Raw genomic sequence first — 25,905 nt, 5'->3', positions numbered from 1 at the left:
CTACGGGGTGGAGTAACGCTGCAGTTGGGTGAGCAATTTGATGACCATGGCGGTCCATCCGGTCTGATGGCTAGCGCCAACCCCGGAGCCGTTATCGCCGTGGAAGTACTCGTTGAAGAGCAGCAGATCCTTCCAATGGGGATCGCTTTGAAACAGCTCCACCGCGCCATTGAATGGACGCTGGCCAGCCTCATTGCGGCGGAACAGCCCCACCAGGCGTTTCTCCAGTTCCAATGAGGCATCCCAGAGGGTGATCCAATTCCCAGAACGGGTGGGGAATTCCACCTTGAGGCTGTCGCCGTAGTAGTGACCAAACTTCTGCAGGGCTTCAATCAGCAGATAGTTGAACGGCATCCACACCGGCCCGCGCCAGTTGGAGTTGCCGCCGAACATCGCCACCGGGCTATCGGCTGGGCTGTAGGCGAGCGTTGCGGACGCTTCTCCTTCACAGAAGCTGTAGGGGTTCTTCTCGTAGTACTTGGAGAGCGAACGAATCCCGTGGGGAGAGAGGAATTCCTCCTCATCAAAGAGGTATTCACAAATGCGGCGCAGGTTCTCTTCCGGCACGGCGGCAAACAGGGTGCGGTCGTTGTGCCAAAGGCCGAAATGCTTGGTCAGCCAGGTGGGCTGAACACGTTCGCTGCTCAGCCACTTGAGATCTTCTTTGACATTGAGAACCGGCAACTTCTCAACCGTGTCCACCGAAAAGCTGGCCACCGCCAGCAGCGGGACCAACCCAGCGATCGAGCGGCTACGGAGGTATTCCCAGGAGCCATCGGGCCGCTTGATGACGTCGTAATAAAAGCCATCCTCCTCATCCCAGTTCTTGTAGCTGCGCAGCACCTTGGCCTTGGAATCAATCACCGCCTCGGTGTTCAACGTGGTGGCCAACTGCACGAAGTCGTAGAGGAAACGCTCGGCGATATCGGTGTACTCAGGCTCTTCCCGAGCCAGGGACACACTCATCTGCAGCAAGTTGAGGCTGAGGGTGGCCATCCAAGCGGTGCCGTCGCACTGCTCAATGCGGCTGCCATCGGGCAAGGGGTAGCGGCGATCAAAGACGCCGATGTTGTCGAGCCCCAGGAAGCCCCCCTCAAACACGCTGTCGCCGGAGCGATCGTTGCGGTTGGCCCACCAGCCGTACTCGAGGATGAGTTTGCGCATGGCGCTGCGCAGGAAGGGCAGATCACCAAAGCCCTTCTCGTTGCGTTCGATCTGAAAAATGCGCAAGGCCGCCCAAGCGCCGATGGGCGGATTGGGGTCCGACAGCGCCCACTCATAGGCCGGAGTTTGAGCATTGGGGGCGGTGTACCAGGGGCTGCGCAGCAACATGCTCTGCTGCTTGGCCATCCCCGGATCAATGCAGGCAAAGGCCACCGCGTGGAACATCAAGTCCCACTGGCAGAAGTAGGGATACTCCCAGCTGTCGGGCATGGAGATCACATCATCGGCATGCATCCGCCGCCAGTAGGCGTTCTCTGATTTCAGTCGCTCCGGTGGCGGTGAGGGATGGTTGGGATCACCACTGAGCCAGCGCACCACCGTCCAGCGGTAAAACTTTTTGCACCACAGCAGTCCACTGGCTGCCGAGCGAAAAATAAGGGCGTCATCGGCGCTGAGGCCAGGGGCGCAGGAGTCGAAATAATCCAGACATTCCTGTTCGCGCTGTTGCAACAGCTGTTCAAAGGAATCATCGAAAGGATCGGCTGGCAGCTGGCGGGCCAGCCGCAAATCAACCACCCACTCCTCGCCGCCAGCGATGCGCTGCTGCAACAACAACCCGGCTTTGGTGCCTTCTTGCGCCGGATTGACCGCCTCCTGCTCGCCATTCACCACATAGCGGTGGAAGGCATCTTTCACATAGGGCTGCTGGTTGGGCTGTTGATAGAGCCGCTCAGTGTTGGTGGCGTTTTCGGTGAACAGCCAGGTGCCCTGCTGACGGCAGGCCAATTGGTAGCTGCCAATGCCGTGAACATCAGGCGTTTTGATGCCATCGCCATCGCGGCAAATCGGTGAGCGTTGGCGCCAGTCCTCCTTGTAACCCCAGTCCCACAGATTGCGCAGCCAGAGCGTGGGAATCAGGCTGAGCTCCGCCTCATCGGATCCGCGGTTGACCACACGAATGCGGATCAGCAGGTCTTCCGGGCTGGCTTTGGCGTAATCAACAAAAACGTCGAAGTAGCGGTTGTCATCAAAGATGCCGGTCTCCACCAGCTCGTATTCGGGCTGATCACGGCCACGGCGGCCGTTCTCCTCCACCAGGTGCTGGTAGGGGAATTCCTGCTGCGGGTACTTGTACAACCCCCGCATGAAGCTGTGGGTTGGGGTGTTGAGCTGATGAAAGAAATAGTCCTTGAGGTCTTCGCCATGGTTGCCCTCGCCGTTGGCCAAGCCAAAGGGGCGCTCTTTCAAGATGGGATCACGGCCATTCCAAAGGGCGAGGCCAAAGCAGAGCAACCCCTTCTCATCGCTGATGCCGAGCAGACCGTCTTCTCCCCAGCGGTAGCAACGCATGCGGGCGTGCTCATGGGGGAAGGAACTCCAGGCATTGCCATCGGCGGAATAGTCCTCACGGACGGTTCCCCATTGGCGATCACTCAGGTAGCTGCCCCAACGCGACCACGGCTGATGGCCTTCATCGCGCTCGGCCATGCGCCGGTGTTCGCTGCTGATGGCATCAGAGGAGGTCACAGCAGAATCGCTCAAAGCACAGCCGCCAGCTGCTCGCCCAAGCGCAGAGCATTGGCGATCACCGTGAGCCCAGGGCCGATGCTGGGGCAGCTGGGAAACACACTGGCATCAGCGATGTAGAGGTTGTCGATCTCATGGCTACGGCCTTGGAGATCCACAACGGAAGTAGCTGGATTGCTGCCCATGCAGCAGGTGCCGCAGGCATAGCCCATCACGCTGATCGGGGCTTCCCCGCGGGGGTGGGTTGGCGCAGAACGCACCACATGGGTGTCGGGATCGGCCTCCACCGCCTTGAGCGTGTCGATCCAGCGGTAGACCAGGCGGTCGTGGGCCTCGCGGTTGTTGGGGATGTAGTTGATGCGCAGCTGATCCCCCTGCAGATACACCTTGTTGTGGGGATCGGGCAGCACCTCGCTCATGGCCCACCAGGCCACTGAGCGGGAGGCCAGCTCTTCAAGGCCGAAGTTGGGCATCAACCTCGTCACCAGAGAGAGCACCGGCGGCGATTCGGCAAACAGGGCGTCTTGCAAAACACCGCCGCAGCTCTGGATATGCCCGAGGGGAAAGCTCACGTTCTTATCGCCCCAGTAGTAGTCGTTAACGCCATAGGAGCGGTGGTAGCGGCCGCTATTGGGAGCTGCTGCCAGCTGCAGAATCGAGGTGAGCTGCGGCTTCATCAGGTTGCGTCCCACCTGATCAGAACCATTGGCCAACCCGCGCGGGTGGCTGTCATTAATCGAGCGCAACAAGATGGCCGGGGTGTTGACCGCACCGGCAGCCAGCACCACAACATGGGACTGGAACAACCAGTCTTGGCCGGCGATGGAGGCCTCCACGCCCTTGACCTCGCGGCCACTGGGATTCACATGCAGGCGCGTGACCCGAGCGCCACTGCGCAGCTGCACCGCAGCTGTTGCCGTGGCTGGCGCAACACCAAACAACTCAGCATCACCACTGGGGTCGTCTTTGTTATCAGACCAACTGATGGGGAGGTCATAGGGCTGAGCGCCGTGCCGCTCGAGGCAGCTGCGCAATTCCTGCAAAAAGGGCTCCACCGGTTTCGGTGCTGCGCTGAAATCGCTCTGCCGTGGGGGCTCGGTGGGATCCACACCGGCGCGGCCATGCACCTGATAAAGCTGTTCGGCCTTGTCGTAGTAGGGAGCGACATCGCCGTAGCTCAGCTCCCATTGCGGCGAAACACCTTCTTGCAGAGGCAGGGCGCCGAAATCCTTTTCGCGCATGCGCTCAAGCACCCCGCCCCAGATCTTGGTATTGCCGCCAAGGGCATACATCGTTTGCGGCGCAAAGGGGTCGCCGTCGGGGCCAAACCAGTTTTCTGTGGGGTGGAAGCGATCTTTGGAGCGCAGCAGCTCCACATCCGCCATGTTCTGATCCGCCAGGGGCATCGGGCCACCGCGCTCAAGAATCAGCACCGTTTTGCCTTGGCCGGCCAGGGAGCCGGCCAACGTGCCACCGGCAGCACCGCTGCCAATGATGATCACGTCGTACTGCTGGTCGTCGATGATCATGGGTCGTCTCCTAGTAGCGCTGCCAGACGTAGATCAAGAAGAAGAGGATGATCCAGATCACATCCACAAAGTGCCAAAAGAGGCTGACGGATGTCACACCCATGTCCCCTTTCTCATAATTTCCAGGCCGGAAGGAGTGGAACAGCATTAATCCCATCAGGCCGATGCCCGTGATCACATGCAGACCATGGAATCCAGTGAGCAGATAGAACGTGCCGCCAAAGACACCGCTGTCCAAACCAAACTTCAGGCTCGACCATTCGACGTATTGGCCATAGACGAAATAGGCGCCCATCAACATGGTGATGAACCAGACAATTCGGAAACCCCAGAGATTGCCTTTGTGCAGGTAGCGCTCAGCGAAGTAGGCCACAAAGCTGGAGCTCACCAACACGATGGTGTTGATCAAGGGCATCTTGACCTCAAGGCCATCAACACCCGCTGGCAACCACTCCGGCGAGGTGAGCTTGAACAGGGAAAACCCTGCAAAAAAGGCCAGGAAAATGATGCTTTCTGAGCACAGGAAGATCACAAAGCCCGTGAGGTTGTGGCCGTCATGCTTGATATGGCCAGGGGTGTGGTTGAGCTGCACAGATGGATCAGAACTAGTCATCGATCAGGCCTCCTGAGCGCGGCGGACATAGAACGCCTCGTCAGCCACCTGGGGCTGATCAAGGCCGTAGCCATAGGGGTTATTGAGCACTGTTGGAACGTCATCTTCGAAGTTCTCAGCCGGTGGAGGGGAGGGCAGCAGCCACTCCAGGCCAATGGCACCCCAAGGATTGGGCGGCGCCTTGGGACCACGGGCCCAGGAGCTCACCATGTTGAGGATGAAGGGGATCGCAGCCACCCCCAGCAGGAAGGCGCCCACACTGGCGATCACATTCCAGATCGCGAATTCAGGGTCGTAGGAGGCCACCCGCCGCGGCATCCCCAGCAGACCAGCCCAATGCAACGGTAACCAGTTCAGCGTGCAACCAATGAAGGTGAGGGCAAAGTGCAGCTTGCCCAAGCCCTCGTAATACATGTGGCCGGTGAACTTGGGAAACCAGTGATAAACAGCGGCGAACACACCCAGCACAATCGCGTTGAAGATCACGTAGTGGAAGTGGGCCACCACGAAATAGGTGTTGCCCACATGGATATCAATTGGAACGGTGCCGAGCATCACGCCGGTGATGCCAGCAAAAATGAAGTTCACCAAGCCGCCAAGACAGAACAGCATCGGCGTGGTGAGGCGCAACTTGCCGCGCCACAACGTGGCCACCCAAGCAAACACCTTGACGCCGGTGGGAACCGCAATCGTCATCGTGGTGAACATGAACAGGATGCGCATCCAGTTCGGTGTTCCCGTATAGAACATGTGGTGAGCCCACACGATCAACGACAGAAACACAATCCCGAATGAAGCCAATGCCACGAATTTGTAGCCAAACAATGGCTTGCGGGAATAACAGGTAAAGACCTCAGAGAAGATGCCAAACACCGGCAGCACCATCACATACACAGCCGGATGCGAATAGAACCAAAAGAAGTGTTGATATAGCACCGGATCACCACCACCTTCTGGCTTGAAAAAGCTAGTGCCGAAGCTCAGATCAAACAGCAGCATGATCGCGCCGCCGGTGAGCGCAGGCAGGCCAATCAGCTGGATGGTTTGCGCGCCCCACGCCGTCCAGCAATAGAGCGGCATCTTGAAAAAGCCCATACCCGGGGCACGCATGCGGATGATCGTGGTGACGAAATTGATCGCACCAAAGATCGATGAAATCCCCGACAAGGCCACAGCCAACAGCCAGAGCTGCTGACCGTTGAAGAAATGCCCCAAAGGGTTCTGAATGCTCACCGGTGGATAAGACCACCAACCGGCTTGAGCAGGCCCGCCAGGAACAAAAAAGCTGGCCATCAGCAAGATGGCGAACACCGGCACCAGCCAGAACGCCGCCGCGTTCAATTTGGGGAAGGCCATGTCGGGCGCGCCGATCATGGTGGGAATCAGCAGATTGTTCAGGCCATTGAGGACCGGGAACAAAAACAGGAACAGCATCACTGTTCCATGCATCGTGTAGAGGCCGTTGTAAACGGTGGGATCCACCAAATCCGCTTCTGGTGTGATCAATTCCCCGCGAACAATCATCGCCAGTAGTCCTCCCACCAAGAGGAACAACAGCGAAGTGGCGATGTATTGAATGCCAATCACCTTGGCATCGGTATTGATGCTGAAAAAGCGCTTCCAGTTATCGGGTGCCCCCGGAACAGGGTGGGGCGCCTTGAGGATGCGGGGATCGAAGTTGGTACTGGTCATGGTGCTCAGGCGTCGTGGGGGATGGAGGCATCGCCGGGGTCATTGACCATTGGGGGTGGCGCTGGCGGCACGGTGGCCCAGCCGCGATCCCCCCTCTCCAAACGCTTGGCGTAGAGCTCATTGCCCGGGCTTAAGCCCGGCTGGAGCGGTTGTTTCGCCGTTGTCTTGAGCCAGTCGTCGTAGGTCGACTGGGGCTGCACCAGAACATCGGTCTGGTTCTGGGAGTAGTAGGCCCCGCTGAAGTGGGCATCACGCAAGCGGAAGCGCCCTTCTTTGGTCGGCGTCACACTGAACGAGATGACGCTGCCCGGAACGATGTCCTGCTTGAGGCGGAACGCCGGCACATAAAAACTGTGATTGACGTCTTCACTGATCAGGCGGAAGTTCACCCGCTGGTTGATGGGCAAGTGCAGCTCTGAGCTGCGCACCCCATTGGGATAGACAAACTCCCAGCTCCACTGCCGAGCAATCACATCGATCGGCCCAACGGTGGCGCGGGGGTCTTCCACCGCGCCCACCAGGGGATCAGTCCCCATGGCGTATTTGTGTTTGGGGCCCAGGGCATCGAGCTTGTCGTTGACCTGCATCGAATAGATGGCGATGGCAAACACCACCACTGTTGGGATCAAGGTCCAGGTGATCTCTAGGCGAGTGTTGCCTTCGATCGGAGCGCCATAGCTCTCGTCGTACTTATCTGCCCGATCAAACAGCAGACTCCAGGCCATCACGCCGGTGCATCCCAAAAACACAAACGTGCCGATCCCGGTTTCCAGGGCAAACAGGTTGTCGACGTAGGGGGCAGCTGTGGAGGCCTGCGGCGGGAACCAGCCATAGGACCACTGGGCCATCAACCAACTCAGGGCGAGATTGGCGCCAATCGCCAGGGTGATGATCACGATGGCGCCGAGGTTGGGGCCTTTCTTGATCGGCGTTGTAGGGGTCATGGCAACACCTCCTGAACATTGGCGCCGGCGGCCAGCAGCTGATCGGCGGTGATGTGCACCCCAAATTCACTGGCCAGCCAAGCGCCGAGGCTGCCGTGCACGCCCATCACCACAAGGATCACGGCGCCGCAGGCCAGGTACAGCCAGCTGACCTGACGCCCGAGGTCTTTGCGCCAGATGAAACGCAGAAAGCCGCGCCAGATCGTCATCGCGACGATGATCAGCAGCAGGGCAACACCGCCAACGGCATGCCAGAGCATGGTGTCGATGGCGTTTTGACCCAGAACGCTGGTGACCCCAGGCAAGGGCACGGCCAGCAGCATTTCGTAGAAGCCGGCGGCCACCGTGAAAAAGGTGACGATGCTGCAGGCCAGCACGTTGTACCAGCCCACGTCATGGAAACCGACGCGGGTCACCGGCAGAGCCAGCAAGCGAAACACCCGCTTTTCCAGGGGGTAGAAGGCCCCGGCGAAATCAAACGCGATGCCGATCGAAAACAGGCCGATGGTGAGGTGCACCAAATTGGGATGCACCGGAATCGCATAGGGGAGATCGTTGGGCCCCAGGGAATCAACGATGTCGTTGATGGGGGAGACGATCGTGGCCAGAAGGCTCATGAGATCACCCCCTCACGGATGGCTTCCACCACCGGCACCGTGTGCAAGCCATAGACCCAAACCAACTTGTCGCCGAGGTACACCTGGGTGAACACCAAGGCCGCCAAAACCCCATCAATCACCAGGAAGCCCTTGGGCAAAACCCCTGGATCCTTTTGACGGACCACATAGCGCCAAGCGGTGAGCAGGCTGAGCACCCCAGCCAGCGACCAGCCAATGGTGCTGTGGTAGTTGAGGATGTCGCGGGCACCGCTGTAGGGGCTGGCCAGACCCGCCTCCACCTGGCCAAAAATGATCGCCACGAAGATGGCCACCGTGGCCACCAACAGGTTCCAAAAGCTCACCTCAAAGAGGTTGGGCTTGCGTGTGATCACGCCGATCAGATCAAAAACCACCGTGATCAGCGCCATCGCGATCACGAAGTGAACAACGATCGGATGGAGTACATCCATCCAGGGCAAGTTTTTGTCGTTCAGCGGCGGGAGCAGGTGCTCGAGCATCGCCGGACCCCAAGGCGCACATGAGTTAGTGGTAGGGGTGAACGATTAAGAACTCGTCAGGGCACTTTTTTGCTTTATGTCGGATCAGCACAGCCACACCGGTCAAACCTGGCGGCTCGAGCACGACAGCCTTGGTGATGTGCGGGTGCCAGCTGATCGTTACTGGGGCGCACAAACCGAACGGGCCCGGCATCGCTTTCAAATCGGCAACGACCCGATTCCGCTGGAGTTAATCCATGCGATCGCTTGCCTCAAGCGCATGGCCGCCCAGACCAACTATCAGCTCGGCGTGCTGGATGAGCAGCGCTGCCAATGGATCCGCGAGGCAGCCCGCGAGGTGGAAGCTGGAACGCTGGATGGGGAATTTCCGCTGTCTTGCTGGCAAAGCGGCAGCGGCACCCAAACGAACATGAACGTCAATGAGGTGATTGCCAATCGGGCCTGCGAACTGGCCGGCCAAGCTCGCGGCTCGAGGGAGGTGGTGCATCCCAATGACCACGTCAACCGCAGCCAGAGCACCAACGATGTGTTCCCCTGTGCCATCCATTTGGCTGCCGAGCGGCAGCAACGCCAAGCGCTGCTGCCAGCTGTGCATCAGTTGGTGGAGGCATTGGAGCGCAAAGCCGCCGCCTGGGATGGTGTCGTCAAAATTGGCCGCACCCACCTCCAAGACGCTGTTCCCCTAACCGTGGGGCAAGAGGTTGGTGGCTGGGCCGCCCAACTGCGCAGTGCTGGCGAACGGCTCGAGCAAGGACTGCTGGAATTGCGCGCCATTCCCCTCGGCGGAACGGCTGTGGGAACGGGGATCGGGGCCCCCAAGGGCTATCCGCAAGCCGTGTGTGAGCAGCTCAGCAGCTGTGAAGGCGTGCAGTGGCGCAGTGATGGCAACCGCTTCGCGCTGATGGGCAGCCACGACGCACTGGTGCAGCAAATGGCCCGGCTCAGGCTCTTAGCCGGAGCGCTGCACAAGATCGTCAACGACATTCGCCTGTTGGCCTGCGGTCCCAGGGCAGGGCTGGGGGAGCTGCAGTTGCCCGCCAACGAACCAGGCAGCTCGATCATGCCCGGCAAGGTGAACCCCACCCAATGTGAAGCGGTGGCGATGGCCACGACCCAGGTGATGGGCATGGATCAGGCGGTGGCGATTGGCGGTAGCGCCGGCCATCTGCAGATGAATGTCTACAAACCCCTGCTGGGACTCAATCTGCTGCGCGGCGGCCAAATGCTGATCGATAGCTGCCGCAGCCTGGAGGAGCACCTGGTGCGTGGCATGGACCTGGACCATTCCAAGGTGGGGCACTTCCGTGACCAATCGCTGATGCTGGTGACGGCCCTGGCTCCGGTGATCGGCTACGACATGGCCGCCAAAATCGCCCTGCATGCCCACAGTGAAGGGCTGAGCCTGCGGGAAGCGGCCCTGGTGCTGAATGCCATCGAGGCCGAAGCCTTCGATGAGGCCGTGAACCCTGGATGGATGGCCAAGCCCCATGACTGAGATGGCAACCAGCGGCTGGCATCCGCATCTCTGGCATCCCTTTACCCAGCCAGGCCGGGGGCCCGCTCCGATTCCGGTGCGCCGCGGCCAGGGCGTGTGGCTGGAGCTCGATGACGGCCGCCGCTTGATCGATGGCATCAGCAGCTGGTGGGTGACCCTGCATGGCCATGGAGAGCCCTGCATTGCCGAGGCCATTGGCCATCAAGCTAAAGAGCTCGAGCAGGTGATCTTCGCCAACTTCCGCCATGGCCCGGCCAGCACCCTGTCAACGCGGCTGTGCGGGAAGTGGGATGGGCTGGACCGGATGTTTTTCTCCGACAACGGCTCCACCGCTGTGGAAGTGGGCTTGAAGATGGCTTGGCAGCACTGCCAACGGGAAGCACCAGAACGGCAGCAGGTGATCGCCTTTGACGGGGCATATCACGGCGACACCTTTGGAGCGATGGCGCTGGGGGAGCGGGGCCTATTCAGCGCCCCGTTTGAACCCTTGCTGTTTGCGGTGGCCCGTGCCCCTTGGCCCGCCACCTGGTGGGGCGATGAGTCGATTGAGCAGAAAGAAGCCCAGGCCCTGCAACGACTGGATGAGCTGTTGCAAACCCCGACCGCTGCAGTGATTTTTGAGCCCCTGCTGCAGGGAGCCGGTGGCATGGCGATGGTGCGTGAGACGTTCCTGCAAGCCGTTGAGCAGCGGGCCCACGCAGCCGGTGCTCTGGTGATTGCCGATGAGGTGCTCACGGGCTTTGGCCGCAGCGGCAGCCTGTTTGCCAGCCATCGCGCCGGCATCGCCCCCGACATCGTGTCCCTCTCCAAAGGACTGACCGCGGGCTTTCTGCCGATGGGCGTGACCTTAGCCAGTGAACGGCTCTACCAAAGCTTTGTGGGCCCGGAGCCGGACCGTACGTTTTTCCATGGCCATAGCTTCACCGCCAACCCCTTGGGCTGTGCCGCGGCTGTGGCCAGCCTCGAGCTGCTGGAACGGGAACCCCAGCGCTACACCAGCATCGAAGCGCGGCATCGGCCGCACCTCGAGCGCTTGGCCGAGCACCGGCTGGTGACCAAACCGCGATTGCTCGGAGGGATTGCTGCTTTTGAGCTGCCAGGGGACAGCGGCTACCTGCAACCGATTGGCCTGGAGGTGCAGCGACTGGCCCTGGAGCAAGGGCTGTTTATTCGCCCCCTGGGATCGGTTGTCTACCTGATGCCACCGCTGGGGATCAACGACGGGGAATTGGCCCAGTGCTACGCCAGCTTGCAGACGGTGCTGGATGCCTTGCCGCTTTAGGGCCCAGCGAAGATGGCGGCTTCCAGATCAGCGCGGCTCAAGCCATAGGAGAAAGCCCGCTCGGTGCTGCTGCCCTGCTGGCTCCAGCTGATCACCAGGCCATCGCTTTGCAGCACAAGCTGGGCTGTCCACTGCGGCCGCTCCAAGCTCCACACACACACATCCTCGTCACTGCGCACAAAGCCACTGCTGCGCAGCCAGTCCTCCAAGGCCGGCAACGGATGGCTGTACAGCGGGGTATCAGCGCTGGGAAGCGGCATTGTCCATGCGTGCTCCACTCAGTCTGGACGACGCGGGGCTGCCCTCAACAGGGCTGCTCGTAGGCCCTTAGGGCTTGCTTGAAGATGGACTCGCGCAGCTGCTGCAGATGGCTGTCGACCAGATGCGTGCTGGAGACATAACAGCAGGCAGTGATGCCGCTTTCGGTCAAACAAACCCGCAGCGAACCATCTGGCTGCGTGGTGATTTCGGGGCCCATGATTTTCTTCTCCCTTCCTTCGGTACTCATCAAAGAAAAACCACAAGCCTTGTCAAGCCAAGTGCTGGAAAGCACGGAAATGCGTAAGCAAAAACACAATGCATTCCCGCGCTCAATGATGAAATCGACAGGGCATCGGGTGTGTCGTGATCAACAAGCGCCGCCGAGCAGGACACGAAAGAGACATCTTTCGTCAGAGCAAACCCGGTGGTGGCGCCAGGGTTTTCGGTTTTGTGCTGGGACTTCTTGCCATCGGTGTGACCTACGTGCTGGCGACCGACAGCCTCCAACCACCGGCAACCCCGCAAATCGACGTCCACAACAAAGCCACGCAACAAGGCGAGCAGCAGCCATGAACGATGCCAACGCCCATCAAGAGTTCATCGACTTCATGAATGGGCTGGTGAGCTGCTATGTGGTGACGCAATTTGCTCACCACCTCAGGATTTTCAACCAAGAGAGAGAGCGCAACGGCCAACCCCCGCTAGCGCACATTGATGCTGAATTGCTGATAGCGAAACACCCGCCCGTGGTGCAGCCGCCAGCTGATTTTGAAGATGTCTCTGAGCAGTTGGCGTTCAAGCAAAAGTATCTCGACAGCGACTGGGAAGCCTGAAGCGCTGCCTAAAGCAAGGGCGGGGCTTCCTGCAGCAGATCCACACCGCGCCACCAGGCCAGACCAACCCCGAGCACCAAGCTGAAGCCCAACGCCAGAGCCAGCAGCACCAGGGCGAACCATTCGCCGCCAGAGAGATCGCGCCGCGGTGGCGGATCGGTGTTGGGGCGCCAGGTGAAGCGTTGCGCCAAGCGCTGCTGATTCAGCTCGGCGGCCTTGAGACTGGCGTCATACAGACGCCGTTTCTGGGGATCCCCCAACACCACCATGGCTTCTTGCAGGGCCTGAAACCGGGCGGCAGCCAAGTCAGGCGGCAGCTCTGTGGTGTCGGGATGGAAGCGCTTACTGAGATTGCGAAAGGCTTGGCGCACCTGCTCATTGCTGGCCTCCTGGGGCACCTCCAACAGGGCATAGAGGCTGGCGGGAGCAGGGGCCAAAGCTGCGGCTGCAGACGCGGCTTGCGATCCTAGTGATGTTGCGCCGTTTGCACTGAGTTCAACTGCACCCTGGGACCAACTGGCCTGGCAGCCCTCCAGCGATCAGCTGCAGCAGTTCAACCAGCTGCAAGAGCTGCTGCGCGATTGGAACAGCAAGGTCAACCTCACCCGGCTAGTGGAGGGAGAGGACTATTGGATTAGCCAGATTTTCGACAGCCTCTGGCCGCTACAGCCCTGGCTGAGCACAGGCGAGCCACTCAAGGTGATCGATGTGGGCACCGGTGGCGGCTTTCCAGGACTGGCGATTGCCATTGCACTACCGCAAGCGCAGCTCACCCTGGTGGATTCGGTGGGCCGCAAAGTGCAAGCCGTGCAAGCCATGGCCGAGGCCTTGGGCCTCGCTGAGCGGGTGCAACTGCGCTGTGAACGGGCGGAGAAAACGGGGCGAGACCCCCACTGCCGCAGCCAATTCCAACTGGGCGTGGCCCGCGCTGTTGCCGCGGCCCCGGTGGTCGCCGAATACCTGGTGCCGCTTCTAAGCGCTGATGGCACCGCCCTGCTGTACCGAGGCCAGTGGAGCGATGAGGACCAACGCCAATTGCAACGGGCTGCGGCCCAGCTGAACAGCAGCACCGAAACGATCCAAGTTCAAGAGCTGCCAGCCGAGCGGGGCCTGCGCCATGTGATCCCGCTGCGCCCCAAAGGCGCATGCCCCAAGCAATACCCCCGGGCCGTGGGCGTACCCGCCAAGCTGCCGCTGGCTTGAGCTAAGGGCCCAGGCGCTTGACGGTTTTTTGACCCAAGCGCGCCTTCATTTGCCGCAGAATTCCCGGAATTTGCTGCTGCCAAGGACTGGCGCTAAGCGCCTCCAACAACTGTGCTTCGCTCACGGCGGCCGGCTCGCTGGGACCTGCCTCAAAGCGGTTGGCATTGCGGCCTGGGAACCAATGGCTGCCATTGCCGAGCAAGCCATAGCGGGCCTGGGCAAAGCTCTCGAGATCCCATCCCTGCAGCAGGGTGTGGAGCCAAAGCAGCACCGGCAGATTGATCTCACCTGGTGTGTTTTGCCAGCTCGGCAACCCCTGCTGCCAACTCTGCAGCCAGGTCTCACCCAAGCGCTCAGTGAGTCCCTGCTGCAAGCGCTGCTCAATCGGGCTCAGCAACTCCGGTGCCTGCTCCAAGAGATCCAGGGCCTGCAGATGCAAATCCAGATCGCTGGGGCGAGCGGCACCAACGCTGATGGTGTGCACGCGCGGGTCGCTGAGGCAAAACAGATCGTTGAACACGATCGGGTGGAGTGGCTCGCACAGCTCCAGCAATCGCGCCGAAGGGCTGTGCAAATGGCCGCCTTTATCGGTGGGACTGATCAGGAACACCCCCATGTCCCGCTCCCGCGCGGCCGTTAGGGCAGGGCCGTTGTCCTGGCGGATGTAATACCAATGCAGATTGATGTAATCGAAGGCATCGCTAGCGATGGCTTCGAGCAGGAGCTCCAGAGGGCCATGGCTGGAGAAGCCCACATGGCCAATGGCCCCGTCGGCCTGCCAGCGTCGCAGCACCTCCATGCAGCCCCCAGGCCGCAAGGTCTGCTCGAGGTGTTCAGGCAGGTTCAGGCCATGAACAGCCAGCAACTCAACCCGCTCTACGGCGAGCAAGCTGAAGCTGCGCTCTAGCTCGGCTTCAAAGGCGGCTGGATCGTCGCGCGGCGGAATTTTGGTTTGCAGGATGCGCTTGGGATCGGGGTGGCGGGCCAACGCCGGACCGAGCTGCAGCTCGGATGTGCCGTAGTAGCGAGCGGTTTCCACATGGTGAAAACCAGCCACCACGGCCGCCGCCAAGGTGGCCTCCAGATTGCGTTGGCTCTCCGCCTCAATCGCATCGGCTGCCAAATCGGTCCAGCTCTGCTGAAAGCGCATGCCGCCAAGGCTTAGCACCGGCATCGGCAGCTCCGTGCGGCCGAAACGGCGGGTGGGGATCATGGCCTGGGCAGGGTGCGTTTGGGCCGAACAGCATTGGGTAAGCCCAGGGGCAGGAGGTCTTGACCTTCCCTCTGGCGGCGTAAGTCGTCGAGATCTTCAAAGCCAACCCAATGGATGCAATCCACCGGGCAGGTGTCGATCGCCTCTTGGATGCGCTCAGTGCTGTCGCCGTCTTGGCGAATCACGCGGGAGCGTCCGTAGTTCGGCTCCACCACGAAGGTGTTGCACGCCACGTGGGCGCAGTAGCGGCAGCCAATGCAAACGGCTTCATCCACCCACACCGCTTGTTCCCGCAGAGCCCCTCCGAGTAGAGGCTCCATGCCATTGGAGGCTGCCTCTGCCGCTGGGGCAGGGGCAGCGCGAAAAGCCAGTGAAGGATCGAGGCCGCTCACCCCTGCCAGCGGGTCACCACCAACTCAATGCTGCCGTCAGCCTGTTGGCGTTGTTCAGCCACCTGATAGCCCTCTTCAGCGCTGCTGCGCAGGATGGACTGCAGCGCATAACGCTGGGTCAGCTGGGCCAGGAAACGCTCCACCGGAACGGTCTGCTTCCAGAGATCGAGGTCGGTGACCAATTCGTAGTGCTGCTCAGCGCTATTCCAGCGGAACCCAATATCACCACCCTCGATTTGCGGGCAGCAGAGATCCGCTGTCACGGTCTGACCGCGATAACCACGCACAGGCTGCTCACCGGTGCTGGGCTCTTGACCCAGATCCCGCAGTGCGGCCAGCAGCGATTCCCGATCGCGGAGTTCAGTTTTGACCGTGCTGAAGTGAGACATGGTTGTCCTGCTCTACGGAGGTATTGGCGCTGGCCTGGAAATGCTCAGCCGTCAGCTCGCGTGAGCTGACATGTCCCAAACGCTGCTCAATGGAGCTGGTGAGCTCCTGGCAACCGGCGCCTTGAACCCCTTCCACCATCTCTTCCACACGACCATCGGGCCGAATGCGGAAGCGAATGCTTTGCAGGGGCACTGAGAAGCAACCGAGGAGGCCTGATGTTAACCAAATTCTTCAGATCTCAGCGGAATTCAGACAATCAGGCCGTCTTCCACCAAGGCCTGCAACTTGGCCAAGACGTCCCCATCCCCCAGTTGCTCCAGGGCTGAGCGGGCATCTTGGCGAACGCCGAAATCGTTGTCATTCAGCAGGGTTTGCAGCAAGCCATGCACCAGCTCCTCTTGGGCCGCAGGGGGCAAGACAGGGTGCAATCGGCCCAGTCCCCACGCGCAATTGCTGCGCACTTCCGCCTGACCATCCACCTGAAGAGCCAGCAGCAACTCACGGGTCACGGTGTCGAGCTGCTGGGGCTGAGCCAAAGCGGTGTCAGCCAAAGAGCCGGCAGCCCAAAGGCGCACCGCCGCGTTATCGAGGCGCAGGGCATTGAGCAGATCGGGCACCACCTCAGCCTCGGGGTAGTTGCCCAAGGTCCAGGCCAAGGCCTTGCGCACAAAGCAGTTGCTATCAAGCCGAAACAGCTGCTGAAGCTGGGGCAAAGCCTGGGGATCAGGGTTGCGGCCCAAGGCATACACAGCACTCATCCGCAGGATCGGGCAGCTGCTACCGAGCAGGGGCCTTAGCAGAGGCTGGCTGCGGGGGTCGCGATGCTCACAAAACACCTTGAGCCCTTGAAGCTGCTCCTCTTGGCTGCCCTGCAGCTGGCGCAAGGCGTCTTGCAACAGCGCTTCTGGCACGGCCTCAGCCTGATCGCAGTCATCAATCAGATCAAGGGGATCAGGAGCGTCCTCCTGCTGCAGTTCCCCCTCGAGAAGAGACAGATCAAATGGCAGATCGTTGCTCTGGGCCATGGCTTAACCAATGGGGGCCGGAGCGGCCATGTCTCCGGGTAGCCAGATGCGCGCACTCACAGCAAACAAGGCGAGAGAGAACACCAACAAGATGGCGGCCGGTAGCAGCTTGGAACGGAAAAAAGACACAACGAAAACAAGCGTTCAACCATTCTGGGGCCCAACCGCGGCTGCCGACTGTCGCCAGTCACGCCGTAAGGGCTGCAAACAGAGCGCCGCAATCGCCAAACAGATCCAACCGGCCCGCTGTTGATGCAGCAAAAAGCCGCCGGTGGCCAGTAATCCGCCAAAGAGCAGGCCGGTGCTGAGCACAAAGCGGCGCAGCAATCGATCCAGGCCCTCGAAGGGCACCACGCCAAGCCGTTGGCGCCAGCGGCTCCAGCCAGGGCCCGGCGGGTTGACCTGCAAAACAAAGCGTTCCAGCACCTCCGGCGATTCCGGTGGCGTGGCCACCAGCACACCCAGCCAAATCAGTGCCGAAAGCCCGGTGGTCACCATCAAGCGGATGCCGTAGTCATCGATGCGCAGCACGGGCACCACCGAGGTGGAAAAACCCACCAAAAAGCCGCTGAGCATGGCGGCCAGCTCCGCCGCCGCATTGACGCGCCACCAGAACCAGCGCAACACCAGCACCACGCCAGGGCCTGTGCCAATGGCAATCACCAAACGGAACACGGTGCCAATGCTGTCGCTGATCAAGGCCGTGACCACGCCCAGCAACAACAGCAGCACTGAGGTGAGCTGGCCCACCAGCAGCAATTCCTTTTGGCCCGCTTGGGGCCGGCAAAAGCGCTGATACAGGTCGTGGGTCAAGTAGCTGGCGCCCCAGTTGACCGCGGTGCTGACCGTGCTCATGAAGGCGGCCACCAACGACACCACCACCAGGCCCAAAGCCACGGGCGGCAGCAACGAGACAGCCAGCGCCGGATAGCCGAGCTCGAGATCCTGCTGCGCCGGCAACAGCACCAAGGCCGCCAGGGCCACCACCACCCAGAGCCAACTGCGCACCAGGTAATTCACCACCAAAAACACCCAGCCCGCCACCTGGGCTTGGCGCTCATCCTTGGTGGCCAGCATGCGCTGAATGAATTCACCGCCGCCATCGCTGCGGCGAAAACTCCACCACTGCAAAGCCAGATACGCGCTGAACATGCTGATGCTGATGCCGCTGCCCTCAATCCAGCTGGGCCCCTCGCTGCCCCACTGCCAAGGGAAGAGCGACAACAGTTCGGGGCGATCCATGGCAGCCAGCTTCTCCAGCAGTTGATCCATGCCACCAACGGCCTGCAGCGCAACCACCGCCACCGCCAAGGCACCAGCGAGGGCGAGCAGCAACTGCAAACCGTCGGTGACAACCACAGCCCAAAGGCCGCCGGCCACCGTGTAGACGAGCACCAGGGCGGCCACCACCAGCAGCAGCCAAACCGTGTCGGTGAGGCCAGCAAAGGCCTGCTCACCACCCACGATCCCCAAGGCTTCCACCACCTTGCGCATCGCTAAAAAGGCATAGCCAATGCCGATGCAATTCACAGGCAAGGCCAGCAAAAAGGCCTTGATTCCCCGCAGCCAAGCGGCCGCTGAACCGCCATAACGCAGCTCCGTGAAAGCGGCATCGGTGAGCACCCCGCTGCGGCGCCAGAGGGGCGCGAACACCACCGCCATGGCCACATGGGCCAGGCCAAAACTCCACCACTCCCAGTTACCCACTAAACCGCGACTGCCCACCAGACCGGCCACGTAGAGGGGCGTATCGATCGAGAAGGTGGTGGCTGCCATAGAGGCCCCGGCCAACCAGCCATTGAGGCTGCGACCCGCCACGAAGTAGTCGTCTTCACTGCGGTTACGCCGCGCCAACCACAGGCCCAGCGCCAAGGTGAACAGCAGGTAGGCCGCCAGCAAGATCCAATCAATGGGGGCCATTAGCGGCCTCCCTGACGCTGACGACGCAACTGACCACAGGCGGCGTTTTGATCCAAGCCGCGGCTGGCGCGCACGCTGACAGCCACACCCCGCTGCTTTAACGCAGCCGCAAAAGCATCGACGCGCGCTGGCTCAGGGCGCTGAAACTCCTCTTCGGCAATGGGGTTGTAGGGAATCAGATTCACGTGGCTCTGGAAACCTCTGACCTGCTCCGCCAGAGCTTGGGCCTGACGGGGGCTGTCATTGAGGTTGCCAAGCAAGATGTATTCAAAACTCACGCGCCGGCCACTGATGGCGACGTAGTGACGGCAATCCTCCAGCAGTTGCTCATAGGGGTAGGCCCGTGCCGTGGGGATCAGCTCTTCGCGGAGGGCTTGATCAGGGGCATGCAGGCTCACCGCCAAGGTGAACTGGGCCCGGCCCAGGCGCTCAAGCGCTAGCTCCGCCAGCCTGGGCAGCGTGTTGGGCACACCAACGGTGCTGACGGTGATCTGGCGCATCGCCATGCCTAGATCACGGCTGAGGCAATCAATCGCCGTCAGGACATGGTCTGAATTGAGCAGCGGCTCACCCATCCCCATAAACACCACATGGGAGGGGCGGCGCTGCATCACCTCGCGCACGGTGAGCACCTGATCAACGATTTCATGGGGCTCAAGCGAGCGCTGCAGACCCTCTTTGCCTGTGGCACAAAAGCGGCAGGCCATGGGACAGCCCACCTGACTGCTGACGCAGACGGTGAGGCGATCGCGCGTGGGAATGCCAACGGTCTCCAGAGAAAGGCCGTCGTCTGTGGCAAGCAGCAGTTTGAGGGTGCCGTCCTGTGCGAGGTGGCGCTCAAGCTCGTTGGAGCGCCCCAGGGGCAGCGGCTCCTGCTGACGCAGGGCAGCGGGCAGCACCGTGATGTCGTGCCAGTGGCGGGCACCTTTGGCGTAGAGCCAATCATGCAATTGCCGGCCGCGAAACGGCGGCAACCCTTGATCTTTGGCCCAGGTTTCAAGCTGAGCCTGACTCAGGCCCAGCAGTGCCTTTAGGGCCAAACCAGCAGGCCATGGCCCAACCACTGCTCAGCAGCCAGCAGAGCAAAGAAGCCGAGCATGGCCATCCGGCCATTGAGACGCTCGCAATGGGTATGGAACCCAAAACGGGGGAGGCGCCGCTGGGGCACCAGCCGTGGCTTGAGCGGCGTTGAGGCGGTGGGCACTGGGGAAGCGGCAACCATGAAGATCAGCTGTCTTGGCTGAGCAGGCCTTCTTCCTGGAGACCCTCAAGGGCACCGGGATCAGGGACATGCTCTTCGGCGAGTTCCTCACCCGCCTCAGGGCGAGCAAAGGCTGCGAGGTTAGTGCGATCTTCGATGCCATGGCGGCTGCGGGTGGCCTCCAGCTCGGTATCGGATGGATCATCCAGAACCGCAGTATTCGACTGAGGCAGCGGCATCTCCACGGTGTAATCCGGGCGCAGGTTGGTGGCGCGGCGGTAGCCGGCATTTTCCTCGCCAAGGATGTCGGGATGGGGCAGAGCCTCCGCCTTGAGCTGCTCGTCGAAACCACTGAAGCCAGTGCCGGCCGGGATGAGGCGACCAATGATCACGTTCTCCTTGAGACCGCGCAGCCAATCGCTCTTGCCCTCAATCGCGGCTTCCGTCAGCACACGGGTGGTCTCCTGGAAGGAGGCCGCCGAGATGAAGCTGTCGGTGTTCAGAGAGGCCTTGGTGATACCCAGCAGAACCGGTGTGAATTCAGCCGGAGCCCCACCGGTGATCGCCATCGCCTGGTTCACCTGATCCACCTGGCGCAGCTCAATCAGCTCACCGGGCAGCAGGGTGGTGTCGCCGGCATCTTCAATCCGCACCTTGCTGGTCATCTGCCGCACGATCACTTCGATGTGCTTGTCATCGATGGTGACGCCCTGGGACTTGTAGACGTTCTGCACCTCTTGGACCAAAGCGGTCTGCAGGCGTCCGATCGCCTGGTTAGCCGCATCCATCGTTGGCAGGGGGCCGCGCAGGTCTTCGAAGATCACCTCCAACAGTTCGTGGGGGTTGATCGGACCATCGGTAAGCAGGTCACCCGCTTTGACCTCTTGGCCATCGCTGACCATCACGGTGCGGCCCAGCAGGATTGGGTACTCGGTGTGCAGCTCTTCGCCTTCGTTCACCGACACGGTGGGGTTGTCCTCCCCTTCGGGCTGCTCAACCTTGATGGTGCCGGCCTTACGGCAGAGCACAGCAGATTCACGGGGACGACGGGCCTCGAGCAGTTCCTCAATACGGGGCAGACCCTGAACGATGTCACCGGTCTTGGCCCGCTCAAACACCAACTGGGCCAAGGTGTCTCCGCGGAGCACCAAGTCGCCATCGCGAACGTGCAGGATCGAGTCGGGGGAGACCATGTAAGGACGTCCAACCCGCAGGGTGAGGCTGCTGCCTTTGACCTCTTCCACCTGACCGCTATGGGGGCAGGTGAGACCGCCACCAAGGTCATCGCCTTCCACAACACGTTCGCCAGCCTTGAGGCTGTGCTTGCTGCTGCCCAGATCCACATTGATGGTGTCGCTGGGGCGCTCAACGATCAAACGGCGAATCGGTTCGTCGTCGTTGCGATCTGGCAATTGAGCCACACCATCGTCCTTGCAGAGGATCTGAACGGTGGCCACCACATCACCGCGCTTGATGTTGTCTCCATCGGCCACCTTCACCTCGGTGTGGGTGGAGCCATGGCTGGCATCGGAGAGGGTGTCGCGCCGCACCAGATGGGTTTCCAGGATGGTGAGCTGCAAACGCTGGATGGTCTTAGCGCGCTTGTCTTGAGCTGATTCCACATCCACCGTCATCTGGGGAGTGGTGTCGAAGGTTTCCAGCAGCAGCTGGGTGCGCAGCAGTTCCACACCCTCAACGGACTTGACCAGTTCGCCGTCTTTGAAAGCAAGACGCTGAACAGCCTTCAGTCCCATGGAGGGGCCATTGGCCTGCTTGACGGAGCCGAGCTCCGGCATGTGGGCCTCGTTGGGAATGGCGTACTCCTCAACAGGGCGAAGCAGCAGCGCACCACCTTCAGGGGTGTCGACAGCTTCCACCATGTGCATGGCCTCAGCCTTGAGGCCTGGGGCGATCTCTTCGCCGGGGTTGACCATCTTGCCGCCACCATCGGTGTAGCGAGCCAGCACCTTGCTGTCGGAGACCAGGTGCAACTGGCCGGAGCGCACGATGATCTCGCGAAGAATGTCGTTCTTCTGGGTGACCGTGACGATGCCGGCGGTCTGGCTGAAGATGTCCTTAACGACCTCAGTGCCGGCCTCAATCCACTGGCCGTCCTCGATCATCAACAGGGAGATGTCCTTGTTGATCTCGTGGGTTTCCTGCGGAATCCAAAGCAGGGTGCCGCCTTTGTTGACTTCAAAGCCGTTCTTGGCGCTGCGGGCCTTTTTGATGGCCAAGCCAGGAGCGAATTTGACCAGACCACCGGTTTGGGTACGGAAGCGGTCGTCAGCCAGCTCGGCAATCACTTCACCATTGGCGATCTTGGTGCCGGGCTCGGTGTTGAGGCGGTAGCGGGTGCTGTCCTTGCTCTCGAGGTGCCAGATCTGACCGCTGTGGGTCGTGGTGGCAATCAGCTTGCAGTCTTTGAGGGTGAGGCTGCTGGTAACGATCTCCACTTCGCGGGAATCACCTTGGGATTCACGCAGGCGCACGGCACCACCAAATTCCGAGACCTGGCGGCTTTCTGCCAGCACTTCTCCGGTTTTGACGTTGGCGCCGCCTTTGACGACCGGCATAGCGTTGGGCGGCAGGTTGTAAACGTCGCCGCTGAACACCCACATGCGGCCGAGACGCTGGGCCTTGAGGGTGATGTTGCCCTGGCGGTCGGGCACCTCCTTGGGCTGAATGACGTCCTCGTAACGGACCTGACCAGCCAGATCGCAGACCACATCTTTGGTGGCTTTCTCAACGCTCTTCTTGACCGCTGAACCACTGGAAATCTGGGCCAGGATCGTGTCGTTGGGGACACTGCCCCCGGCATTGACGAACAGGATCGAACCGGCGGTGACATCCAGCTTCTGGGCTTTGCCCTTGCCGCTGGGCTTCACGGTGAGCGCGAAGTCGGTCTCAGCCAGCTGCGCTTCGACGCCGTGCGGGGTGCGATGGGGACGAACCTTGGCCTTGGCACTGAATTCAACAGAGCCTTCCACCAACGAGCGAACCACACCCGTTTCAGCGGTGGACACACCACCGGTGTGGAAGGTGCGCATGGTGAGCTGCGTCCCTGGCTCACCGATGGACTGGGCCGCGATGATGCCCACGGCTTCTCCCAGGTCCACCAGTTCGTTGTGGGCCAGAGCCCAGCCATAGCACTTGCGGCACACCGAGCGGGCCGCCTCACAGGTGAGCGGAGAGCGCACCTGCACCTGGGCAATGCCAGCCGCCTCGATGCGCGCACTCAACGGAGGATCCACCTCGGTGTTGCGGGTGGCGATCACCACGCCAGCGCCGTCGACGACGTCTTCAGCCAGCAGGCGACCCACCAGGCGGGATTTGTACTTGCCGTTGTCATCCGCGGCAACCTTGATGCTGCGGGTGGTGCCGCAGTCTTCTTCACGGACGATGACGTCTTGGGCGACGTCGACCAACCGGCGGGTCAGGTAACCGGAGTCCGCGGTGCGAAGTGCGGTATCCACCAAGCCCTTGCGGGCGCCGTAGGAGGAAATGACGTACTCGGTGACCGTGAGGCCTTCGCGGAAGTTGGTGCGAATTGGAAGGTCGATGATCTCCCCTTGCGGGTTTGCCATCAGACCGCGCATGCCCACCAGCTGACGCACCTGGGACATGTTTCCCCGGGCGCCGGAGTTGGCCATCATCCACACCGAATTGAGTGGATCGTTCTCGTCAAAGTTGCGGCGAACGGACTGAACAAGACGCTCATTGGTCTCAGTCCAGGTGTCGATCACCTTGGTATGACGCTCCACCTCGGTGATTTCACCAAGCCTGTAGCGCTCCTCGGTCGCCGTGATCTGGTCTTCGGCCTCCTGCAGAAGAGTGCTCTTGTCCTCCGGAACCCGCAGGTCATCGACAGAGATCGAAACCGCGGCCTGGGTTGCATAACGGAAGCCCAGATCCTTGAGATCGTCAGCCAGCGCTGAGGTGGCCGCGGTGCCGTGGTGCTTGTAAGACCAGGCCACGAGCGAGCGCAGGGCCTTTTTGTCGATCACCTTGTTCTGGAAGGTGGGCGCTTCAAGCGACAGCTCATTCGTGGGTGCTGCAGCCGCTTCAGCTGCCTTGCTGGCTTTCGACTTCGATTTAGAGGTCTTCCGGGCGGGCTTGGAGGAGCTGGTCATGACCGGGGACAGATTGGGAGGAGAGAGAACAGAAAGAGAGAAAAGATCAGAGGAGCGTCACCTGGTGACCACCGCGTCGATGATGGTGCGGTTCATCACCACACGGCCGGTGGTGGTGAGCACATAACGGCTAATCAGAGCTCCGTCCTCGTCGAGACGATCACGGCGGTACTGCCACTGCTCCACGCGGGTGCCATCGCTGAGGGTTTCACTCTTGATGGGCTCTTTGGCGTCGTCCTCATCGTCAACGGCACCGTTAAAGCGCACCCACACCCAGTCATGCAGGGAGATTCGCTTCTCTTCAAAGGCGTGGCAAACGTCTTCGAGGTTGGCGTAAGTGCGGGAACGATCTCCAAACTCAGGCTTGCTGCGTTCTTGGCGTGTTGCGGTCAGGTAGTAGGCGCCAAGCACCATGTCCTGGGATGGCGTGATGATCGGCTGGCCGGTGGCCGGCGAAAGGATGTTGTTGCTGGCGAGCATCAACATGCGGGCCTCGGTTTGCGCTTCAAGGGCCAGGGGCACGTGGACAGCCATCTGGTCACCGTCGAAGTCAGCGTTGAAAGCTGGGCAGACCAGGGGGTGCAGCTGGATGGCGCGGCCATCAACAAGCTTCGGCTCAAAGGCCTGGATGCCAAGACGGTGCAGGGTGGGAGCACGGTTGAGCATGATCGGGTGACCATCGATCACCTCCTGCAGCACCTGCATCACTTCATCGTCGGCGCGTTGGATCAGCTTCTTGGCCGCCTTGATGTTGTTGACGATGTTTTGGCGGATCAGGCGGTGGATCACGAACGGCTGGAACAGCTCGATCGCCATCTCCTTAGGCAGACCGCACTGATGCATCTTCAGCTTCGGTCCCACCACGATCACCGAACGGCCGGAGTAATCAACACGCTTGCCGAGCAGGTTCTGACGGAAGCGACCCTGCTTACCTTCGATGATGTCGCTGAGTGACTTCAGCGGACGGTTGTTCGCACCCACCACAGTGCGCCCGCGACGGCCGTTGTCGATCAGGGCATCAACAGCTTCCTGCAGCATCCGCTTCTCGTTACGGACGATGATTTCAGGAGCCAGGATTTCCTGAAGCCTTGCCAAGCGGTTGTTGCGGTTGATAACACGGCGATAGAGGTCGTTGAGGTCACTGGTGGCAAAGCGACCGCCATCGAGCTGCACCATCGGGCGCAGATCGGGGGGAATCACCGGAATGGCATCGAGCACCATCCACTCAGGGCGGGCATCGGTGGCGATGAAGTTATCGATCACGCGCAGACGCTTGATCAACTTGGCCCGTTTTTGACCCTTGCTGCCGCTGATCTCTTCGCGCAGCTGCTCAGCAATTTCATTGAGCTCGAGATCTTCCAGCAGAGCCTTCAGGGCTTCAGCACCGATACCCACTTCAGGCTCGGTCTCAATTTCTGAATCTTCCGCGTAGATCTCGTCTTCGATCTCCAGCCACTCGTCTTCGGTGAGGAGCTGCTTGTACTTCAGGGTCTTGTGGTCGCCTGGATCCAGCACCACATAGCAATTGAAGTAAACGATCTGCTCGACATCACGCAGAGGCATGTCGAGCAGGATGGCCACATAGCTAGGAATGCCCTTGAGGTACCAGACGTGAGACACCGGCGCCGCGAGCTTGATGAAGCCCATGCGGTGACGGCGCACCCGGCTCTCGGTGACCTCAACGCCACAGCGCTCGCAAACGATGCCGCGGTGACGCACCCGCTTGTACTTGCCGCAGTGGCATTCCCAGTCCTTGGAGGGACCAAAGATCTTTTCGCAGAACAGCCCGTCCATCTCGGGCTTGAGCGTGCGGTAGTTAATCGTCTCAGGCTTGGTCACCTCACCCACCACTTGCCCATTGGGCAGGGTGCGTTGACCCCACTCCCTAATGCGCTCAGGGGAGGCCAGCTTGATCTTGACGTAATCGAAGTGGCTCTCGGTGCGGGTGTTGCTGTTGGTCATGGCCTGAGA

Annotated in this window: 25 protein-coding genes; 5 read left to right on the top strand and 20 right to left on the bottom strand. The window is 61.0% G+C overall.

The features are described 5' to 3' along the window. The 7 genes from SIB46_RS11535 to SIB46_RS11505 are packed head-to-tail and all read right to left on the bottom strand — an operon-like array spanning nucleotide 1 to nucleotide 8,586. Nucleotides 1-2,652 (bottom strand): MGH1-like glycoside hydrolase domain-containing protein, encoded by a 2,652-nt coding sequence (locus tag SIB46_RS11535; RefSeq protein ID WP_413297785.1) that lies wholly within the window; start codon nucleotides 2,650-2,652, stop codon nucleotides 1-3. A gap of 50 nt (nucleotides 2,653-2,702) precedes the next feature. After that, nucleotides 2,703-4,220, bottom strand: coding sequence for a GMC oxidoreductase (locus SIB46_RS11530; RefSeq protein WP_413296270.1), 1,518 nt, complete (start codon nucleotides 4,218-4,220; stop codon nucleotides 2,703-2,705). A gap of 10 nt (nucleotides 4,221-4,230) precedes the next feature. Beyond that, entirely contained in the window at nucleotides 4,231-4,833 is a 603-nt protein-coding gene (locus SIB46_RS11525) for a heme-copper oxidase subunit III (protein ID WP_413296269.1), read from the bottom strand. Nucleotides 4,834-4,836: 3 nt separating this feature from the next. Next, nucleotides 4,837-6,525 (bottom strand): cytochrome c oxidase subunit I, encoded by a 1,689-nt coding sequence (locus SIB46_RS11520; RefSeq protein WP_413296268.1) that lies wholly within the window; start codon nucleotides 6,523-6,525, stop codon nucleotides 4,837-4,839. Nucleotides 6,526-6,530: 5 nt separating this feature from the next. Then, complete coding sequence (locus SIB46_RS11515; protein ID WP_413296267.1) at nucleotides 6,531-7,469, bottom strand: cytochrome c oxidase subunit II; 939 nt, start codon at nucleotides 7,467-7,469, stop codon at nucleotides 6,531-6,533. Next, a complete protein-coding gene (locus SIB46_RS11510) occupies nucleotides 7,466-8,086 on the bottom strand; it encodes a DUF2231 domain-containing protein (RefSeq protein ID WP_413296266.1) in 621 nt (206 codons plus the stop codon). Before SIB46_RS11510 ends, SIB46_RS11515 begins: the two co-directional genes overlap by 4 nt. After that, nucleotides 8,083-8,586, bottom strand: a complete 504-nt coding sequence (locus SIB46_RS11505; RefSeq protein WP_413296265.1) for a DUF2231 domain-containing protein — start codon at nucleotides 8,584-8,586, stop codon at nucleotides 8,083-8,085. Before SIB46_RS11505 ends, SIB46_RS11510 begins: the two co-directional genes overlap by 4 nt. A 76-nt stretch (nucleotides 8,587-8,662) precedes the next feature. Here SIB46_RS11505 and SIB46_RS11500 point away from each other — a divergent pair, with 76 nt between their 5' ends. Continuing rightward, the gene (locus SIB46_RS11500; RefSeq protein WP_413296264.1) at nucleotides 8,663-10,081 is read left to right on the top strand and encodes a class II fumarate hydratase; all 1,419 of its coding nucleotides are present in this window, start codon (nucleotides 8,663-8,665) and stop codon (nucleotides 10,079-10,081) included. Then, entirely contained in the window at nucleotides 10,074-11,363 is a 1,290-nt protein-coding gene (gene bioA, locus SIB46_RS11495) for an adenosylmethionine--8-amino-7-oxononanoate transaminase (RefSeq protein WP_413296263.1), read from the top strand. Before SIB46_RS11500 ends, bioA begins: the two co-directional genes overlap by 8 nt. On the opposite strand, the gene SIB46_RS11490 is transcribed toward bioA, so the two are convergent. Then, on the bottom strand, nucleotides 11,360-11,623 hold the full coding sequence (locus SIB46_RS11490) for a DUF3143 domain-containing protein (RefSeq protein ID WP_413296262.1): 264 nt from the start codon (nucleotides 11,621-11,623) through the stop codon (nucleotides 11,360-11,362). The genes bioA and SIB46_RS11490 overlap by 4 nt on opposite strands. Before the next feature lie 44 nt (nucleotides 11,624-11,667). Further along, the gene (locus SIB46_RS11485; protein ID WP_413296261.1) at nucleotides 11,668-11,916 is read right to left on the bottom strand and encodes a hypothetical protein; all 249 of its coding nucleotides are present in this window, start codon (nucleotides 11,914-11,916) and stop codon (nucleotides 11,668-11,670) included. A gap of 71 nt (nucleotides 11,917-11,987) precedes the next feature. On the opposite strand from SIB46_RS11485, the gene SIB46_RS11480 reads away from it, so the two are divergent. Beyond that, on the top strand, nucleotides 11,988-12,197 hold the full coding sequence (locus SIB46_RS11480) for a hypothetical protein (RefSeq protein ID WP_413296260.1): 210 nt from the start codon (nucleotides 11,988-11,990) through the stop codon (nucleotides 12,195-12,197). Then, complete coding sequence (locus SIB46_RS11475) at nucleotides 12,194-12,457, top strand: hypothetical protein (protein ID WP_413296259.1); 264 nt, start codon at nucleotides 12,194-12,196, stop codon at nucleotides 12,455-12,457. The genes SIB46_RS11480 and SIB46_RS11475 overlap by 4 nt, the downstream gene beginning before the upstream one ends. 8 nt (nucleotides 12,458-12,465) lie before the next feature. Here SIB46_RS11475 and SIB46_RS11470 read toward each other — a convergent pair whose 3' ends face one another. Beyond that, nucleotides 12,466-12,894, bottom strand: a complete 429-nt coding sequence (locus tag SIB46_RS11470) for a J domain-containing protein (protein WP_011936360.1) — start codon at nucleotides 12,892-12,894, stop codon at nucleotides 12,466-12,468. 52 nt (nucleotides 12,895-12,946) lie between these two features. Between SIB46_RS11470 and rsmG the strand changes: the two genes are divergently transcribed. Next, the gene (gene rsmG, locus SIB46_RS11465) at nucleotides 12,947-13,660 is read left to right on the top strand and encodes a 16S rRNA (guanine(527)-N(7))-methyltransferase RsmG (protein WP_413297784.1); all 714 of its coding nucleotides are present in this window, start codon (nucleotides 12,947-12,949) and stop codon (nucleotides 13,658-13,660) included. A 1-nt stretch (nucleotide 13,661) separates the two neighbouring features. Here the strand turns inward: rsmG and SIB46_RS11460 are convergent, their stop codons facing one another. From SIB46_RS11460 to SIB46_RS11415, 10 genes are all read right to left on the bottom strand, one after another. Further along, nucleotides 13,662-14,873 (bottom strand): aldo/keto reductase, encoded by a 1,212-nt coding sequence (locus tag SIB46_RS11460; RefSeq protein WP_413296258.1) that lies wholly within the window; start codon nucleotides 14,871-14,873, stop codon nucleotides 13,662-13,664. After that, entirely contained in the window at nucleotides 14,870-15,265 is a 396-nt protein-coding gene (locus SIB46_RS11455; RefSeq protein WP_413296257.1) for a ferredoxin, read from the bottom strand. The genes SIB46_RS11460 and SIB46_RS11455 overlap by 4 nt, the downstream gene beginning before the upstream one ends. Then, nucleotides 15,262-15,654: a DUF1257 domain-containing protein gene (locus SIB46_RS11450; protein ID WP_413296256.1), complete on the bottom strand. Its 393-nt coding sequence runs from the start codon at nucleotides 15,652-15,654 to the stop codon at nucleotides 15,262-15,264. The genes SIB46_RS11455 and SIB46_RS11450 overlap by 4 nt, the downstream gene beginning before the upstream one ends. Beyond that, complete coding sequence (locus tag SIB46_RS11445) at nucleotides 15,626-15,847, bottom strand: DUF2997 domain-containing protein (RefSeq protein WP_413296255.1); 222 nt, start codon at nucleotides 15,845-15,847, stop codon at nucleotides 15,626-15,628. Before SIB46_RS11445 ends, SIB46_RS11450 begins: the two co-directional genes overlap by 29 nt. Before the next feature lie 56 nt (nucleotides 15,848-15,903). Then, nucleotides 15,904-16,680: a HEAT repeat domain-containing protein gene (locus SIB46_RS11440; protein ID WP_413296254.1), complete on the bottom strand. Its 777-nt coding sequence runs from the start codon at nucleotides 16,678-16,680 to the stop codon at nucleotides 15,904-15,906. Between the two features lie 144 nt (nucleotides 16,681-16,824). After that, a complete protein-coding gene (locus SIB46_RS11435; RefSeq protein ID WP_413296253.1) occupies nucleotides 16,825-18,600 on the bottom strand; it encodes a sodium:solute symporter family protein in 1,776 nt (591 codons plus the stop codon). Beyond that, entirely contained in the window at nucleotides 18,600-19,640 is a 1,041-nt protein-coding gene (gene rlmN, locus SIB46_RS11430) for a 23S rRNA (adenine(2503)-C(2))-methyltransferase RlmN (protein WP_011936369.1), read from the bottom strand. The genes SIB46_RS11435 and rlmN overlap by 1 nt, the downstream gene beginning before the upstream one ends. Further along, complete coding sequence (locus SIB46_RS11425) at nucleotides 19,631-19,822, bottom strand: high light inducible protein (RefSeq protein ID WP_413296252.1); 192 nt, start codon at nucleotides 19,820-19,822, stop codon at nucleotides 19,631-19,633. The genes rlmN and SIB46_RS11425 overlap by 10 nt, the downstream gene beginning before the upstream one ends. A 5-nt stretch (nucleotides 19,823-19,827) precedes the next feature. After that, nucleotides 19,828-23,934, bottom strand: a complete 4,107-nt coding sequence (locus tag SIB46_RS11420) for a DNA-directed RNA polymerase subunit beta' (protein WP_413296251.1) — start codon at nucleotides 23,932-23,934, stop codon at nucleotides 19,828-19,830. A gap of 57 nt (nucleotides 23,935-23,991) precedes the next feature. After that, nucleotides 23,992-25,896 carry a DNA-directed RNA polymerase subunit gamma gene (locus tag SIB46_RS11415; protein ID WP_413296250.1) on the bottom strand — a complete coding sequence of 635 codons (1,905 nt, stop codon included), beginning with the start codon at nucleotides 25,894-25,896 and terminating at the stop codon, nucleotides 23,992-23,994. Between the last annotated feature and the right edge of the window lie 9 nt (nucleotides 25,897-25,905).

The sequence above is a fragment of the Synechococcus sp. MIT S9452 genome (assembly GCF_047304245.1).
Classification (GTDB): domain Bacteria; phylum Cyanobacteriota; class Cyanobacteriia; order PCC-6307; family Cyanobiaceae; genus RCC307.
This window is presented reverse-complemented; position numbering and strand designations above follow the sequence as displayed.